Raw genomic sequence first — 15,242 nt, forward strand, 5'->3', positions numbered from 1 at the left:
TTCAGAAACGCAGGAAAATACTATGGATAAAGATAAGGGTGTATTTATGACTGCCCGGGAAGTAAATATGGAAATAGAAATGCTGAAGACGGTTTTTGACATTGTAAGACTGGTGGATGTCAGCCGTACAGCTCCGGTAAATATTGGCTTAGACGATTGCTCTTATGAAGCAGAACATAAATGCTTTGCAGTGTGGAATAAAGGCAGAAGATGTGAGAACTGTATTTCTGCCAAAGTTTTTGCCCGTAAAAACAAAATGACGAAATTTGAGTTCGTCAATGATGACATTTATCAGGTAATCGCCAAATATGTGGTTATAGACGGGACACCTCTTGTCATGGAAATGGTCTTTAAAATGACGGATAAGATCTTTCTGGGAGCTTATGGAAGCGGATCTCTGATCGATAAGATCAGCAGATTCAACCGGGAATTATATGAAGATCCGTTGACTGGTGCCAGAAACCGGAGATATTTTGAGGAACAGCTGAAATCCCTGGATAAGATGGGGGCTATAGCTATGATCGACGTGGACAATTTTAAACAGATCAATGACAGCTATGGCCATGTAGCTGGAGATGCGGCGCTTTGTACCATTGTCAGAATGATTTTTGAGCATGTGCGGGCAGATGACGTGGTACTGCGTTATGGAGGAGACGAATTTCTTCTGATGTTTGAAGAAATCCCGGAACAGGTATTTCAGCAGAAGCTGGAAGATATCCGGGAAGAGATCGCAATGGCAGATGTGCCGGAATACAAAGAAATCCGGCTTTCCATGAGCGTGGGAGGTGTATATGGAAGCTGTAAGGTCAGAGATGGAGTGATGGAAGCGGACAGGCTTCTCTATCAGGCCAAGCGGCAAAAAAACTGTGTTGCCTACAAGAGGATCTGACGGAAATGACATGACAGTCATTGAAAGCAGAATTATGTAACAGGCGCATGAGGTGTATATCTGGCAAGTGAAAGGGAGAATAGGGATATGAAGATAATCGCAAGGATCAGAAGTGATTTTCCGACAAAATTCGGAATCCCGCGTCAGAGCGGTCGAGTGGAAGAACTGACAGCCTGTATTGTTTTTGAACCGGAATACCGGGTACGGGAAGCGGTAAAAGGACTGGAAGATTTTTCGCATATCTGGCTGCTGTGGGAGTTTTCACAGTCGATCCGTGAGAACTGGTCCCCTACAGTACGTCCGCCACGCCTGGGCGGAAATGAAAGGATGGGCGTATTTGCCACCAGATCGCCCTTCCGTCCCAATCCTGTAGGCTTATCCTGTGTGAAGCTTGAAAAGATCGATCTGGAAAGCAAAGAAGCTCCTGTACTGATCGTATCCGGTGCGGACCTGATGGATGGAACCCCTATCTATGATATTAAGCCATATCTGCCTGTGGCAGACTGCCATCCGGAAGCGCTGGGCGGCTTTGCGACGAAGGTGGAGCAGCATTTTCTGCAGGTAGAGATCCCGGAAGAATGGAAGGCAAGGATTCCGGAGGATAAGCTTACTGCGTTGGAAGGCGTGCTCAGAGAGGATCCGAGGCCTGCCTACCAGAAAGATCCGGAGAGGATATACGGAATGCCTTTTGCAGGAATGGATGTTCATTTTCAGGTAAAAAACGGCATACTTACAGTATGTGAGATCACAGGATATAAAAAATTAGACAGAATTTAAAATTACCTTTGACAAACTTTTTGTGAGATGGTATTATAATAAATGAGTTAGCAAGTGCTAACTCAATATTTTAAAAGTGAAGTTAGTTTAAAATAACCTTGAAACAGTCATATAAAAGTTCAGAGATCAAAGGAGAGTGAATTATGAGCGTTGTAATTGTAGGCGGTAATGAAAGAATGGTATGTCAGTATGAGGATATCTGCAAAGGCTTCGGATGCAAGGCGAAAGTTTTTGCCAAGGAAAAAGGAGCCATGAAGAAAAAGATCGGGGTGCCGGATCTGATGATCCTGTTCACCAGTACCGTTTCCCACAAAATGGTAAACTGCGCAGTAGAAGAAGCAAAGAAAAAATCCATTCCGGTATGCCGCTGTCACACAAGCAGCGCTGCAGCTCTCGAGAACATTTTGAAGCAGTACTGTGCATAAGAAACAGATCAGGAGATACTTTTCTCTTGTATAATTTGACTTTTTTGCAGAAATGTTACGGAAAGGCTTGCAAAATTACAAATTATTCAATAAAATAGCCGTAGGTTTCTGTGGTAAAGCGTTGCAGTGAATGGTGAAAAGGCGGCGCTGGAAGTCGAAATTACAGGTGAGAGGTGTTATCATGAAAAAAGTTGTAAAATTCGGTGGAAGTTCTCTTGCAAATGCGGAGCAGTTCCAGAAAGTGGGCGATATCATCCGCAGTGATGAGAGCCGCCGTTATGTAGTTCCGTCAGCTCCGGGAAAGAGATTTGACGAGGATATCAAAGTGACGGATATGCTTTATGGATGTTATGACGCAGCATCCAAAGGGGAGGATATCACTGAGAAGATCAATGCGATCAAGGCGCGATATTATGAGATCATCAAGGGACTCGGACTGAGCCTTTCTCTTGAGGAGGAGTTCAAGAAGATCGATGAAGATTTCCGTGCACAGGCAGGAATCCAGTATGCGGCATCCAGAGGAGAGTTCCTTAATGGTAAGATCATGGCTGCATATCTTGGATATGATTTTGTGGATGCAGCTTCTGTGATCCGTTTTGATAAAGCTGGTAATCTGGAAGCGGAGGAGACCAATAAACTCCTTTCCAAAAAACTCAGCAAATCCCAGCATGCGGTTATTCCGGGATTTTACGGCGCATGTGCAGATGGCACAGTAAAGACATTTTCCAGAGGTGGTTCTGATGTGACAGGTTCCCTGGTTGCAAAAGCTATCCATGCAGATATTTATGAGAACTGGACGGACGTTTCCGGTTTTCTTGTAACAGATCCGCGTATCGTTCACAATCCGGAGCCTATCGAGGCAATCACATACAGAGAGCTTCGTGAGCTTTCCTACATGGGAGCTACTGTTCTTCATGAGGATGCCATTTTCCCGGTTCGTAAAGAGGGAATTCCAATCAATATCCGTAACACAAACAGCCCGGAGGATAAAGGTACTCTGATCGTAGAGAGCACCTGTAAGAAGCCGAAATTTACTATTACCGGTATCGCCGGAAAGAAAGGTTTCTGCTCTATTAATATCGAGAAATCTATGATGAACAGTGAGATCGGGTTCGGACGCAAGGTACTTCAGGTATTTGAAGATCAGGGGATCAGCTTTGAGCATGTACCATCCGGAATCGATACTATGACTGTATATGTTCATCAGGACGAATTTGAGGAGAAAGAGCAGCAGGTTATCGCAGGTATCCACCGTCTGGTGCAGCCTGATTTTGTGGAGATGGAATCTGACCTTGCACTGATCGCAGTTGTTGGTCGTGGAATGAAATCCCAGAGAGGCACTGCAGGAAGGATCTTCTCTGCTCTTGCCCATGCAAATGTAAACGTAAAAATGATCGACCAGGGTTCCAGTGAGCTGAATATCATCATCGGTGTAGAGAATCGTGATTTCGAAAAAGCAGTCAGAGCAATCTACGATATTTTTGTTCTGACACGGATATAAACAAAATCCGGAAACGGATTTTGTTTATGAGGAAGTAGCGAAGCGGATTCCGAATATCCGATTTATATAAATCCGGAAACGGATTCCGAATATCCGATTTATTTAAAACCGCCGCAGTACGTGTAACATACCGTCCTGCGGCGGATTTTTTTGGAAAAAATCCAAGATTTATCTAAAAATAATACAATCAAATTCAACAGGATTTCCAAAGGAAAGACAAAGATATTGTACATTGTGTCGAAAAAAGTTTGATATGAAATAAACAGTATTGACAAAAACTTAACTTTTGTGTAAAACTGAAATATGAAAAAATCAGAAAGGCAGGCGGTCAGCTATGGAGAAACAGATCAAACTGGATGAAAAAAGTGCACAGGAGTTTGTCAGTGCAGCCAGCAGATGTAATTTTGATATTGATGTATTTTATAACCGTATTATCATTGATGCAAAGTCGATCCTCGGACTTTTGAGTCTGGATCTGACAAAGACTCTGACAGTAAAGTGTTACGGAGAAGATGAGGATTTTAATCGTGTTCTTTCCAAGTATGCAGCAGGTTGAGAAATATGAATAAAGAAAAACGGTGATAAAAGGGCGCAGTTCATGAGAAGAAAAGCAGAACATGCGTCCTTTTTATTATGGGAAGCTTTCGGATCATATTTTATGGTATAATCCTGGTATAGCATGGAAAAAGAATAGCTGCCGGACTGGAATTCCGGCAGCTGCCGGGAGTGAAAATATGGAAAAACCAAGAGTGCGGATTTCTGTCAGAAATCTTGTGGAATTTATACTGAGGAGCGGAGATCTGGATAACAGCAGTGGGACATCCGGAGATAAGGAAGCCATGTTAAAAGGCGGAAGGCTTCACCGCAAGATACAGCGGAGTATGAAGGGCGATTATCAGGCAGAGGTTTCTCTGAAAAAAGAAAGTGAATACGACGATGTGGTCATTCAGGTCGAGGGCCGTGCAGATGGGATCTTTACAGAGGACGGAGCCGTTTATATTGATGAGATCAAGGGGACTTACGGAAATGTCCAGGCAATGGACATGCCAATACCTGTCCACCGTGCCCAGGCCATGTGTTACGGAATGATCTGGGGAGAAAAAGAAGGGATTTCTGAAATCCACATTCAGATGACATACGCTCATCTTGAGACGGAAGAAACCAGGAGATTTCGTGAGGATTTTTCCATAGAGGAGCTTAAAGGCTGGTATCAGAAGCTTCTGGATGCCTATCACAAATGGATCGCATATTCTCTTAACTGGAAAAAAGAGAGAAATGCATCCATGAAGGATCTGCAGTTTCCGTTTCCATACAGAGAAGGGCAGCGGGATATTGTTAGTGGTGTGTACCATACGGTTTCCAGCGGGAAGACCTTATTTGTTCAGGCGCCTACCGGTGTGGGAAAAACCATGTCTGCCATTTTTCCGTCCGTGCGCGCCATCGGTGAGGGAAAAGGTGAAACACTTTTTTATCTTACCGCAAAAACCATCACAGGAACTGTGGCGCAGGAGGCATTTCACATCCTGCGGGAAAAAGGTCTGAAATTCAAGGTAACGGCGATCACGGCAAAGGAAAAGCTGTGTTTTCAGGATACTCCGGAATGTACACCGGAGAAATGTCCTTATGCAAAGGGGCATTTTGACCGGGTAAATGATGCGGTTTATGAGCTCTGGACCACTGAAGAGGTATATTCCCGAGAAGTGATCCGTGCTCATGCAGAAAAATGGCAGGTGTGCCCTTTTGAAATGTGTCTGGATCTTTCAATCTGGGTAGACGGGATCATCTGTGATTATAATTACGTGTTTGATCCCAATGTTCATCTGAAACGTTTTTTCGGGGAAAATATTTCCGGGGATTATATTTTTCTGATCGATGAGGCACATAATCTGGTAGAACGTGGCAGAGAGATGTACAGTGCCGGTATTTCCCGTCAGAGTCTGGTAGCACTTCGAAAGAAGATAAGAAAGAGATTTTCAAAACTGGCCAGAACACTGGATAAAGCAAATCGCCAGATGATGGAACTGGAAGAGAATCTTGCGGAAACAGGAAAAGGGTATCAGGTGCTTCCCAATCCCGGAGTACTGCCGATCACATTTCTTACAATATCAGGTGAACTGGAAGAAATACTGGAGGAAAAAGAACTGGAAGAAGAACTACGCAGGGAAATACTGGAATTTTATTTTATAGTGCGTGATTTTTTAAATGTTTCAGAGCTGGTAGATGAAAATTATGTAGTATATACCGAAAACAACGCAGAAGAAGGATTTCGTCTGAGGCTGTTCTGTGTGAACCCGGCAGAAAATCTGGGAGAATACCTGAAAAAAGGGAAAAGTGCTATTTTCTTTTCAGCTACAATGTTTCCCATGCTCTATTACCGGGAGCTTTTGACAACAGACCGTGATGCCTATGGGATTTATGTGCAGTCTCCTTTCCCAAAAGAAAACCGCAGGATTCTTATCGGCAGCGACGTAAGCAGCCGGTATACCCGGAGAAATCGTGCAGAATACCGGAAGATCGCCGGATATATTGCCAGATGTGTCTGGCAGAGGCAGGGAAATTATATGGTGTTTTTTCCGTCGTATCGTCTTATGGAAGACGTACTGCAAGTTTATGAGGAAGAATTTTCCGTAGACTGGGTGCGCTGCGTGTGTCAGACGCCGGATATGACAGAACAGGAACGGGAAGGATTTTTGGAGGAATTTCAGGAACGGGAAGGTACCCTGGTAGGGTTCTGTGTCCTTGGAGGAATTTTTTCTGAGGGTGTTGATCTGACAGGGGAAAGTCTGATCGGGGCAGTGATCGTAGGAACCGGACTTCCCCAGATCGGCAGTCAGCGTGAGATCTTGAAAGAGTATTACGATAAAAAGAATCACTGTGGTTTTGATTATGCATATCGCTACCCGGGTATGAACAAGGTGCTTCAGGCCGCCGGGCGCGTGATCCGCACAAAAGAGGACAAAGGCGTGATATTGCTTTTGGATGACCGCTTCTGGGATCGGGATTACCAGGAAATCTTTCCCAGGGAATGGCAGGACCGTACAGGCTGCAGGCTGGATACGGTAGAAGGTGCAGTGGAGACGTTCTGGAAGAGGTTTACTTGACAGAACGGAGAAATCCGATATACTTATAGAGTCTTTATCTGGAAAATCACTGGAGGAATGTGTGGATGCCGGATCAGGACAAGAAACTGTAAAATAGGATCATAAGAAAAGTGAAAGAAGTATATGAGACGAAAAAAAATATATAAAGCATTGGCATTTTGTCTGAGCACAGTGATGCTCGCACAGCCGGTTTTTGCGACAACAGTGCAGCAGACGGCACAGGGAAGCCTTGGTTCTGTTACGGAGGAGTCCCAGATACTTCCAATTCCCGGTGAAAGCGGGAAATATATTCTGAAAAGCAATGGCTTTTACTGCCTGAATGAAGATGGAACCAAAGAAAATACTCCGGCAGTGTATTATTTTGATCATTTTGAGATCGACGGAACGGTTTTTGATGGATATTATTATCACGACGAAAGCGGTAAATTTACAGCGGGAAACTCGCATATGGTCCAGATCACCGATCTGAAGGCTCCGGCAAAAGACGGTAGCGGTGAGGAAGTTTCTTTTGACGGCTGTTATATGGTAAACAATCTGGGAAAACTCAGCGCTTCTCCACAGGTACGTTATATGGATGAGCTGGTGGTGGACAAAACAACATACAACGGGCTGTATTATTTTGATGAATATGGAAAAATGGTTACAGATCCAGGTATCCATTATCTGGAAATGAATGCTGCAGGACAGATGTTTGACGGATATTATTATTTTGGCGGAGAAAACGGCGTTCTGCTCCAGGAAGAGGGAGAGACTCCGGAGGGATTTTCCGTGGATAAATCCGGAAAAGTCGAGACGAAAGATCTGGGAATGGATGGCCTTGAGAAACGGCTTGCGGATCTTCTTGGAACCTATGAGGGTACATGGAGCGTTTATGTAAAGGATCTAACCAGTGATCAGGAGTTTGAACAGAACAGTCAGTCACTGTACTCAGCCAGTCTGATCAAAGTGTTTGTCATGGCCCAGACCTATGCCAACATGGATGCAGTCCTTCAGAACGAAGCGGCAAAAATGAAAAAAGATGTTACAGATCCGTCCGTATCCACAAAGGTCAATGACCTTCTCTGGAATATGATCACAGTCAGTGACAATGAATCCTTTAATGAGCTGGTACGTCTGCAGACAGCATCGGGTGTTTTTAAGGACGGAGCACAGGCTGTAAATGGATTTCTTGCGGAACAGAAATTTGCAGATACTTCCGTACAGCACATCTTAAGCCCGTCCTCTTCAAAGGATGTCGGCCTCGGTGGCAGGAACACCACTTCTGTAAAAGACTGCACAGAGCTTCTTTCCCGGATCTATAAAGGAGAATGTGTATCGAAAGAAGCTTCGGAGGCTATGCTGAACCTGCTTCTGAACCAGCAGGTTACTACTAAGATCCCCAGCGGGATATCTGTGTCCGTGGAAATTGCAAATAAGACTGGAGAAACGGATACGGACCAGCATGATATCGCCATTATATATGGAGAAAAGATTACATATATCCTCTGTGTGATGTCAGAAGACTGTAAACCTGGGGACGCAGTTTCGCATATCCGGGATATTTCCGGTATTGTTTATAATTATCTGAATATGGACCTTGACCAGGGGTGATCTGTGAGTTAGAATAAAAAACAGCTGAGTAAGATCCTGATGGATATTTCCGCCAGAGAAGTATCCGAAATGTTCATGAAAGGGGAATTCTATTATGAAGACAGTACATACAGACAAAGCACCTGCAGCAATCGGACCATACTCCCAGGCTATCATCCATGGAGATACACTTTACACATCCGGTCAGATCCCGGTGGATCCGGCAACTGGAGAGGTAGTTGGCACAACCATCGAGGAGCAGGCTGACCGTGTTATGAAGAATCTCGGAGCAGTTCTGGAAGCTGCCGGTTCCAGCTATGAGAATGCGATCAAGACAGTATGCTTCCTTGCAGATATGAACGATTTTGCGGCATTTAATGAAGTATATGCCAAATATTTCGTAAATAAACCTGCACGTTCCTGTGTTGCAGTCAAGACACTGCCAAAGAACGTTCTCTGCGAGGTAGAAGTGATCGCAGCGATCGGATGATCTGATAAAAAATCCCTGTTGTCTGATTTCAGTCAGACAGCGGGGATTTTTTTTCGTGGTGATAAAGTATTTTTCTCTGTTTTGGAGCAATCTCTTTTTTGTGTTTTCAGGCGTTAAAACGGTAATGTTTTTTCTTGTGTAAAGTAGAACGCTGTAGTATAATAAAACCAGTTTTTTAGGATACGTATAAAAGCTTAATAAGGATGATCGGCAAACCAGATGAAAGTCTGGGACGCAAAGCTACAGGGCCTGTAAAATGGCAGCCAGTTGCATGAAATGAGGTGCACTGTCTGTGAGACGGTGTTTTTTTTATGATGTTATTCGGTTATGAGCAAGTAGCGAAGCGGATTGCGAATATCTGTTTGACAGACAGTGGGGTTGTAGGTCTGGATGCTGCAAAAGAGTTTTTTGGGCAATTAAAGACTTTAAGTGAAGCAGACGCTGAATGGAAATAAGCGGAGGGGAAGGATGCAGAAGAGCAAGAGTACAGAATGAATTGAAAAAGCTTGAAAATGTAATGTAATAATCAGAGCCACTTCCCTTTATTGTGAGTGGCTTTTTATTATGACAATTTTTGTGACAAACAAAAGAAAATAGACGCAACCAGGCGAAACATTGTTTGGCGTAGAAACACCGGAAATCCTTGAAAATAAAGGATTTTTGCTATATGATGAAACAAGTTGAACTCTATCATTGCGTAATAAAAAAAAATCCTGTATAATACCAAACTGTAATATTGTATCATTCAGCGGACAGAGAAATACGCTGTGAATCATTAAAAGAAGTCAGGAGGACATAAGTACATGCGAGTCGATGCGGACGATTTTGCCCGACCTTGCAGCTGCGGGAGGGAGCACCACATAGACGTTAGAGAAATTGTAATTGAATCAGGAGCTATCGGGAAATTGGAAAAGGAAATGTCAGACGGTGATCTGAAAGAATGTATTTCCCCGCTTCTGATCTGTGACACGAACAGTTACAAAGCTACAGAGGAACTGATGGAGGATATCTATGACCGGTGTCAGGTACTGATCCTGGATGCTGAAGGTCTTGAGGCAGATGAGCGTGCCGTGGAGATCGTGGAGAATTATATGGAAGAGGACATCGATCTTGTTCTTGCAGTTGGAGCGGGGACGATCCATGATCTCAGCCGTTTTGTCGCCCATCAGTACCGGATCCCTTTTGTCTCTGTGCCCACCGCAGCCAGTTCAGACGGATTTACTTCCACAGTAGCAGACATGACTTGGAATGGTGTAAAAAAAGTATTTCAGGCATCTGCGCCACTTTTTGTTTTTGCGGATACGGATATTTTTGTTAAGGCGCCTGCAAGGCTTACAGCAGCCGGGGTGTCGGATATTCTGGGAAAATACATTGCGCTGGCAGACTGGAAGATAGCAAGTATTCTTATGGATGAATACTATTGTACAGCGGTGGCAGACCTGGAAACAAAAGCGATCCGGACTGTTAAGGATAATCTGAAAGAAATTGCAGCAGGAGAGAAAGATGCATGTGAGAAGCTGATGTATGCGCTGATCCTTTCCGGACTGGCCATGCAGATGACAGGAAACTCCAGACCGGCATCCGGGGCGGAGCACCATATGGTCCACCTCTGGGATATGGAAGTGGTCAATGGTCACCTGGATGCTCTTCACGGGGAGAAGGTTTCTGCAGCAACCATGTTGGTCCTTCTGGAATATAAAAAGCTTGCAGATGCTATCCGAAGAGGAGCCTGCAGAGTGCATGCCTTTACAGACGGAGACACAGAACTCCTGCAGGAGACCTTCGGCAGAAAAGGGATTCTTGGAGCACTTGAAAAAGAAAACACTCCGGAACTTCTGGACGATGTAAGCACAGAAACACTTTCCGGTGCACTTCCGGAAATCCTTAAGATCATAGATCTTCTTCCTGCAGTTACAGATATGCAGGAGATGATGAGTATCGTCGGTTGCGTGAGCAGAGTCCGGGATATCGGCTTGCCGGGAAAAGCGATCGAGGAGAGTCTCAGACTTGCACCGTATACAAGAAGAAGGCTGAGCCTTCTGAGACTTCGGAAGATGCTCACATACTGAGCAGGAACAGCTCATAAAAGGTTCTTTTGACTTGACATAAATTTCAGGAAAGGCAGTGATGAACGGTTTGATGAGAGTAGGAATGGGATATGATGTACATAAACTGACAGAGGGCAGGAAACTGATCCTTGGTGGTGTTGATATTCCCTGGGAAAAAGGTCTTTTGGGCCATTCGGATGCGGATGTTCTGATCCATGCGATCATGGATGCACTTCTGGGAGCTGCGGCTCTTGGAGATATCGGAAAGCATTTTCCGGATACAGACCCTGCATATAAGGGAATCTCCAGTGTGAAACTTCTGGTGCATGTTGCCGGATTACTGAAGGAGAATGACTATGCGATCGGAAATATCGATGCCACCATCATCGCTCAGAAACCGAAGATGGCACCACATATTCCGACGATGAGAGAAAATATCGCAGAAGCACTTGGGATTAAAATATCACAGCTGAATATCAAGGCGACAACAGAGGAAGGCCTTGGATTTACAGGACAGGGAGAGGGAATCTCCTCACAGGCGATCTGCTCCCTGTACAGAATCGGGAAATTGGAGGAAGAGTAACATGAAGATTTTTAACACACTGACACGCAGAAAAGAGGAATTTGTACCTCTGGAAGAAGGAAAAGTAAAAATGTATGTCTGCGGACCTACGGTATACAATCTGATCCATATCGGAAATGCCCGCCCTATGATCATTTTTGATACGGTGCGCAGATATATGGAATATAAAGGATATGAAGTAAATTATGTATCCAACTTTACCGATGTAGATGATAAGATCATCAAGAAGGCCATTGAAGAGGGCGTTTCCGCAGAGGAAATCTCTACCCGTTATATCAAAGAGTGCAAGAAAGATATGGCAGATATGAATGTAAAACCTGCTACAACGGCACCCCAGGCTACACAGGAGATCCAGGGCATGATCGACATGATCCAGACTCTTATTGATAAAGGATATGCATATCCGGCAGCTGACGGGACCGTTTATTTCCGTGTAAAGAAATTTAAAGAGTATGGCAAGCTTTCTCATAAGAATCTGGATGATCTCCAGTCAGGATTCCGTTCTCTTAAGGTATCCGGTGAGGATCAGAAGGAAGATCCGTTAGACTTCGTGCTTTGGAAACCAAAGAAAGAGGGCGAGCCGTCCTGGCCGTCACCGTGGTGCGACGGACGTCCTGGCTGGCATATTGAGTGTTCTGTTATGTCCAAGAAATATCTCGGAGAAGAGATTGATATCCATGCAGGCGGTGAGGATCTGATCTTCCCGCATCATGAGAATGAGATTGCACAGAGTGAGTGCTGCAATGGTAAGATTTTTGCAAGATACTGGATGCATAATGGTTTCCTGAACATCGACAACCGCAAGATGTCCAAATCTCTCGGAAATTTCCGTACCGTTCGTCAAATCGGTGAACAGTATGATCTTCAGGTTCTCCGTTTCTTTATGCTGAACGCACATTACAGAAGTCCGCTGAACTTCAGCGCAGATCTGATGGAGGCAGCAAAGAACTCTCTGGAGCGTATCCTTGAGGCGGCAGGCAAGCTCAGCGACCGTAAAGACAATGGGGCGGCAGAGAATATTACAGAAGAAGAGCTTGCGCTTCTCAAAGAAGCAGAAGGTTTTGTTACCAAATTTGAAGCTGCCATGGATGATGATTTTAATACTGCAGATGCACTTGCGGCAATTTTTGAGCTTGTAAAATTTGCCAACACAAACGTAGACGAGAACAGCTCAAGGGAGTTTGCCGGTGGCCTTTATGAGGAACTTTTTAAGCTCAGTGATGTGCTGGGACTGAAAATCGAGAAAAAAGAAGAGATTCTTGACAAAGAGATCGAGGATCTGATCCAGGAGCGCCAGGCTGCAAGAAAGGCAAAGGATTTCAAGAGAGCAGATGAGATCCGAGATGAGCTCCTGAAAAAAGGTATCATCCTTAAAGATACAAGAGAAGGTGTGAAATGGCAGAGAGCTTAAAGAAACTGAAAGATCTGTTTGATCTGAAAGACGCAGACCTTCGGACCTATTCGCCGCTGACGCTGGCCTATATCGGGGATGGTGTTTATGAGCTGGTGATCCGTACTATTCTTGTGAAAAAAGCGAATTGTCCGGTAAATCGTCTCCACAAAAAAGCCAGCAGCCTTGTAAAAGCATCTGCACAGTCGGGGATGATGGAGATCCTCGAACCACTTTTGACAGAAGAAGAAAAAAGTGTATATCGAAGAGGAAGGAATGCGCATTCCGCTACCATGGCCAAACATGCCACCATGGCGGATTACCGGCGTGCCACAGGGTTTGAGGCGCTGATGGGATATCTTTACCTGAAAGAGGATTTTTCAAGGATACTGGAGCTGGTCCATGCAGGACTTGAGAAGGAGGAAATTTAAATTGACTGAAATGATAGAAGGAAGAAATGCGGTCCTTGAGGCATTTCGTTCCGGTAAATGTGTTGATAAACTGTTTATTCTGGATGGCTGTCAGGACGGACCGGTCCGCACCATCGCAAGAGAAGCCAGAAAACATGATACCATTGTAAAATTTGTTCCAAAGGAACGATTGGATTCCATGAGCGAGACAGGTGCACATCAGGGTGTGATCGCACAGGTTGCGGCTTATGATTATTCTACAGTGGAAGACATCCTGAAAAAAGCAGAAGATAAAGGAGAGCCTCCGTTTATCATTCTTCTTGATAATATTGAGGATCCTCATAATCTGGGAGCTATCATCCGTACCGCAAATCTCGCAGGTGCTCATGGTGTGATCATTCCCAAACACAGAGCAGTAGGACTGACTGCTACGGTTGCCAAGACGTCGGCAGGCGCATTGAATTATACACCGGTTGCCAAGGTTGCTAATCTGGGACAGACTATTGATGAACTGAAAGAAAAAGGCATCTGGTTCGTATGTGCAGATATGGACGGAGAGGTGATGTACCGTCAGAATCTGACAGGACCTATTGGCCTTGTGATCGGAAATGAGGGAAATGGTGTAAGCCGCCTTGTAAAAGAGAAATGTGATTTTACTACCGCGATCCCGATGAAGGGGGATATCGATTCCCTTAACGCTTCTGTAGCAGCAGGGGTGCTTGCTTTTGAGATCGTGAGACAGAGACTGTCAAAATAAATACATCAAATACAGCCATAGCTGTTCGGAGAAAAAATGTGCCGATATAATGAGATGACGGATGAAGCTCTTATCGAAAGACTTCGTGCAGGGGAATCTGCAATTGCAGATTATCTGATGGAAAAGTATAAAGGTCTGGTCAGAAAAAAAGCCCGTGCCATGTTTCTGATAGGTGGGGACACAGATGATCTGATACAGGAGGGGATGATCGGACTGTTTAAGGCAGTCCGTGATTACCAGCCAGACAGGGAGTCGTCTTTTCAGTCTTTTGCAAATATATGTATTGACAGACAGATATATACTGCAATTAAAAGTTCAAACCGCCAGAAACATCAGCCACTGAACACTTATGTGTCTTTAAGCGACGGAGAGGCGGAGGAAAACTTCAGAGATTCCTGTGTGGAGCATGATAATCCGGAATCGATCCTGATCGACCGGGAAAATGTGGCGGCTCTCGAAAATGAAATGAAAAAGAGCCTGAGCCCTCTGGAAAACAGGGTACTGCAGTTGTATCTGGATGGAAATGGATATATGGATATTGCCCGGATCCTTGGAAAAACACCGAAATCCATTGATAATGCACTGCAGAGGATCCGTGGGAAAATTAAAAGCTATTTTTGAGAAGAGTAAATACCTCTTTCCTTTTGAATATAAAAGTATTAAAATAATATTCATAAGGAGCAGAATAAGAAAGGAGACCAAATTATGGCAAAGATCAATAAATATTGGGGACTTGTTGCAGTAGGAGCGCTTACCGCTGCCGCAGCAGGAGCTATCGCAGCACTTGTATCCAGACGATCTGTATGCGAAGAAGACTTTGAGGATGATTTCGAAGATCTTGATGATTTCAAGGATGACGAGAAGAAGGAAGAAAAAGAAGAGAAAGAAGTCTTCCAGGACTGGGACAAGACTGCATCTGAGACTGTAGAAGTTTCCAAAGAGGCAGATGATGCTGAAGAGGCACCAACAGAAGCAGAAGAGGAAACACCTGCAGATGATGAATCGGAGGCCGAAGCGGAAGAAGAGACAGAAGCAGAAGAGACAAAGACAGAAGAGTAAAAAGAGAATCCTGCGTGCTGTGTCTGCGAGCGACAGCACACAGGATTTTTTGTGCTATAATCATGAAAATATGAATTTTTAAAAAAATAAAAATAATGTATTGACAATATGACAATCATCTGATAATATAAACAACTGTGAGCGGCACAAACGTCGCGAAACAAGCTGCTGTGGCTCAGTCGGTAGAGCGTCGCCTTGGTAAGGCGGAGGTCACGGGTTCGATTCCCGTCAGCAGCTTTTTTT

The 15,242-nt window shown here is 44.5% G+C and carries 16 protein-coding genes, 1 tRNA gene and 1 riboswitch; all 17 genes read left to right on the forward strand.

The features are described from left to right. The first annotated feature begins 22 nt into the window (after nucleotides 1-22). Nucleotides 23-889 carry a GGDEF domain-containing protein gene (locus NE638_RS06350; protein ID WP_173745924.1) on the forward strand — a complete coding sequence of 289 codons (867 nt, stop codon included), beginning with the start codon at nucleotides 23-25 and terminating at the stop codon, nucleotides 887-889. Between the two features lie 87 nt (nucleotides 890-976). Beyond that, nucleotides 977-1,666: a tRNA (N6-threonylcarbamoyladenosine(37)-N6)-methyltransferase TrmO gene (gene tsaA / locus NE638_RS06355; protein ID WP_015525834.1), complete on the forward strand. Its 690-nt coding sequence runs from the start codon at nucleotides 977-979 to the stop codon at nucleotides 1,664-1,666. 143 nt (nucleotides 1,667-1,809) lie between these two features. Further along, nucleotides 1,810-2,091 (forward strand): DUF2325 domain-containing protein, encoded by a 282-nt coding sequence (locus NE638_RS06360; protein ID WP_015525835.1) that lies wholly within the window; start codon nucleotides 1,810-1,812, stop codon nucleotides 2,089-2,091. 181 nt (nucleotides 2,092-2,272) lie between these two features. Next, complete coding sequence (locus tag NE638_RS06365) at nucleotides 2,273-3,592, forward strand: aspartate kinase (RefSeq protein WP_015525836.1); 1,320 nt, start codon at nucleotides 2,273-2,275, stop codon at nucleotides 3,590-3,592. A 334-nt stretch (nucleotides 3,593-3,926) separates the two neighbouring features. Further along, nucleotides 3,927-4,148: an HPr family phosphocarrier protein gene (locus NE638_RS06370; RefSeq protein WP_015525837.1), complete on the forward strand. Its 222-nt coding sequence runs from the start codon at nucleotides 3,927-3,929 to the stop codon at nucleotides 4,146-4,148. Between the two features lie 178 nt (nucleotides 4,149-4,326). Continuing rightward, complete coding sequence (locus NE638_RS06375) at nucleotides 4,327-6,693, forward strand: ATP-dependent DNA helicase (protein ID WP_059085249.1); 2,367 nt, start codon at nucleotides 4,327-4,329, stop codon at nucleotides 6,691-6,693. Nucleotides 6,694-6,816: 123 nt separating this feature from the next. Continuing rightward, on the forward strand, nucleotides 6,817-8,283 hold the full coding sequence (locus tag NE638_RS06380) for a serine hydrolase (protein ID WP_059085173.1): 1,467 nt from the start codon (nucleotides 6,817-6,819) through the stop codon (nucleotides 8,281-8,283). Nucleotides 8,284-8,377: 94 nt separating this feature from the next. Beyond that, the gene (locus NE638_RS06385; protein WP_015525839.1) at nucleotides 8,378-8,752 is read left to right on the forward strand and encodes a RidA family protein; all 375 of its coding nucleotides are present in this window, start codon (nucleotides 8,378-8,380) and stop codon (nucleotides 8,750-8,752) included. A gap of 199 nt (nucleotides 8,753-8,951) precedes the next feature. After that, nucleotides 8,952-9,027: riboswitch (cyclic di-GMP riboswitch) on the forward strand. Nucleotides 9,028-9,063: 36 nt separating this feature from the next. Continuing rightward, nucleotides 9,064-9,207 (forward strand): hypothetical protein, encoded by a 144-nt coding sequence (locus NE638_RS06390; protein ID WP_015525840.1) that lies wholly within the window; start codon nucleotides 9,064-9,066, stop codon nucleotides 9,205-9,207. 450 nt (nucleotides 9,208-9,657) lie between these two features. Beyond that, entirely contained in the window at nucleotides 9,658-10,821 is a 1,164-nt protein-coding gene (locus NE638_RS06395) for a sn-glycerol-1-phosphate dehydrogenase (protein WP_244094808.1), read from the forward strand. 70 nt (nucleotides 10,822-10,891) lie between these two features. Then, nucleotides 10,892-11,383 carry a 2-C-methyl-D-erythritol 2,4-cyclodiphosphate synthase gene (ispF, locus tag NE638_RS06400; protein ID WP_044961210.1) on the forward strand — a complete coding sequence of 164 codons (492 nt, stop codon included), beginning with the start codon at nucleotides 10,892-10,894 and terminating at the stop codon, nucleotides 11,381-11,383. Nucleotide 11,384: 1 nt separating this feature from the next. Continuing rightward, complete coding sequence (gene cysS, locus NE638_RS06405; RefSeq protein WP_021650981.1) at nucleotides 11,385-12,794, forward strand: cysteine--tRNA ligase; 1,410 nt, start codon at nucleotides 11,385-11,387, stop codon at nucleotides 12,792-12,794. Then, nucleotides 12,779-13,204 (forward strand): Mini-ribonuclease 3, encoded by a 426-nt coding sequence (locus NE638_RS06410; protein ID WP_015525844.1) that lies wholly within the window; start codon nucleotides 12,779-12,781, stop codon nucleotides 13,202-13,204. The genes cysS and NE638_RS06410 overlap by 16 nt, the downstream gene beginning before the upstream one ends. Nucleotides 13,205-13,214: 10 nt before the next feature. Next, entirely contained in the window at nucleotides 13,215-13,940 is a 726-nt protein-coding gene (gene rlmB, locus NE638_RS06415; RefSeq protein ID WP_227573913.1) for a 23S rRNA (guanosine(2251)-2'-O)-methyltransferase RlmB, read from the forward strand. 36 nt (nucleotides 13,941-13,976) lie between these two features. Beyond that, on the forward strand, nucleotides 13,977-14,561 hold the full coding sequence (gene sigH, locus NE638_RS06420; RefSeq protein WP_022426224.1) for an RNA polymerase sporulation sigma factor SigH: 585 nt from the start codon (nucleotides 13,977-13,979) through the stop codon (nucleotides 14,559-14,561). Between the two features lie 84 nt (nucleotides 14,562-14,645). After that, complete coding sequence (locus NE638_RS06425) at nucleotides 14,646-14,999, forward strand: hypothetical protein (RefSeq protein ID WP_147603663.1); 354 nt, start codon at nucleotides 14,646-14,648, stop codon at nucleotides 14,997-14,999. 164 nt (nucleotides 15,000-15,163) lie between these two features. Further along, nucleotides 15,164-15,236: transfer RNA gene (locus NE638_RS06430), tRNA-Thr, on the forward strand. Nucleotides 15,237-15,242: the final 6 nt, after the last annotated feature.

Source organism: Blautia sp. MSK.18.38 (assembly GCF_024460535.1).
Lineage (GTDB): Bacteria > Bacillota > Clostridia > Lachnospirales > Lachnospiraceae > Blautia_A > Blautia_A fusiformis.

Bases quoted from the DNA above. Each gene is read 5' to 3' on its own strand.
- NE638_RS06385 (WP_015525839.1), top strand. From the start codon at position 8,378: ATGAAGACAGTACATACAGACAAAGCACCTGCAGCAATCGGACCATAC.
- NE638_RS06370 (WP_015525837.1), top strand. From the start codon at position 3,927: ATGGAGAAACAGATCAAACTGGATGAAAAAAGTGCACAGGAGTTTGTC.
- NE638_RS06375 (WP_059085249.1), top strand. From the start codon at position 4,327: ATGGAAAAACCAAGAGTGCGGATTTCTGTCAGAAATCTTGTGGAATTT.
- ispF (WP_044961210.1), top strand. From the start codon at position 10,892: ATGAGAGTAGGAATGGGATATGATGTACATAAACTGACAGAGGGCAGG.
- NE638_RS06425 (WP_147603663.1), top strand. From the start codon at position 14,646: ATGGCAAAGATCAATAAATATTGGGGACTTGTTGCAGTAGGAGCGCTT.
- NE638_RS06350 (WP_173745924.1), top strand. From the start codon at position 23: ATGGATAAAGATAAGGGTGTATTTATGACTGCCCGGGAAGTAAATATG.
- cysS (WP_021650981.1), top strand. From the start codon at position 11,385: ATGAAGATTTTTAACACACTGACACGCAGAAAAGAGGAATTTGTACCT.
- NE638_RS06360 (WP_015525835.1), top strand. From the start codon at position 1,810: ATGAGCGTTGTAATTGTAGGCGGTAATGAAAGAATGGTATGTCAGTAT.
- sigH (WP_022426224.1), top strand. From the start codon at position 13,977: ATGTGCCGATATAATGAGATGACGGATGAAGCTCTTATCGAAAGACTT.
- NE638_RS06410 (WP_015525844.1), top strand. From the start codon at position 12,779: ATGGCAGAGAGCTTAAAGAAACTGAAAGATCTGTTTGATCTGAAAGAC.
- NE638_RS06380 (WP_059085173.1), top strand. From the start codon at position 6,817: ATGAGACGAAAAAAAATATATAAAGCATTGGCATTTTGTCTGAGCACA.
- NE638_RS06390 (WP_015525840.1), top strand. From the start codon at position 9,064: ATGATGTTATTCGGTTATGAGCAAGTAGCGAAGCGGATTGCGAATATC.
- tsaA (WP_015525834.1), top strand. From the start codon at position 977: ATGAAGATAATCGCAAGGATCAGAAGTGATTTTCCGACAAAATTCGGA.
- NE638_RS06365 (WP_015525836.1), top strand. From the start codon at position 2,273: ATGAAAAAAGTTGTAAAATTCGGTGGAAGTTCTCTTGCAAATGCGGAG.
- rlmB (WP_227573913.1), top strand. From the start codon at position 13,215: ATGATAGAAGGAAGAAATGCGGTCCTTGAGGCATTTCGTTCCGGTAAA.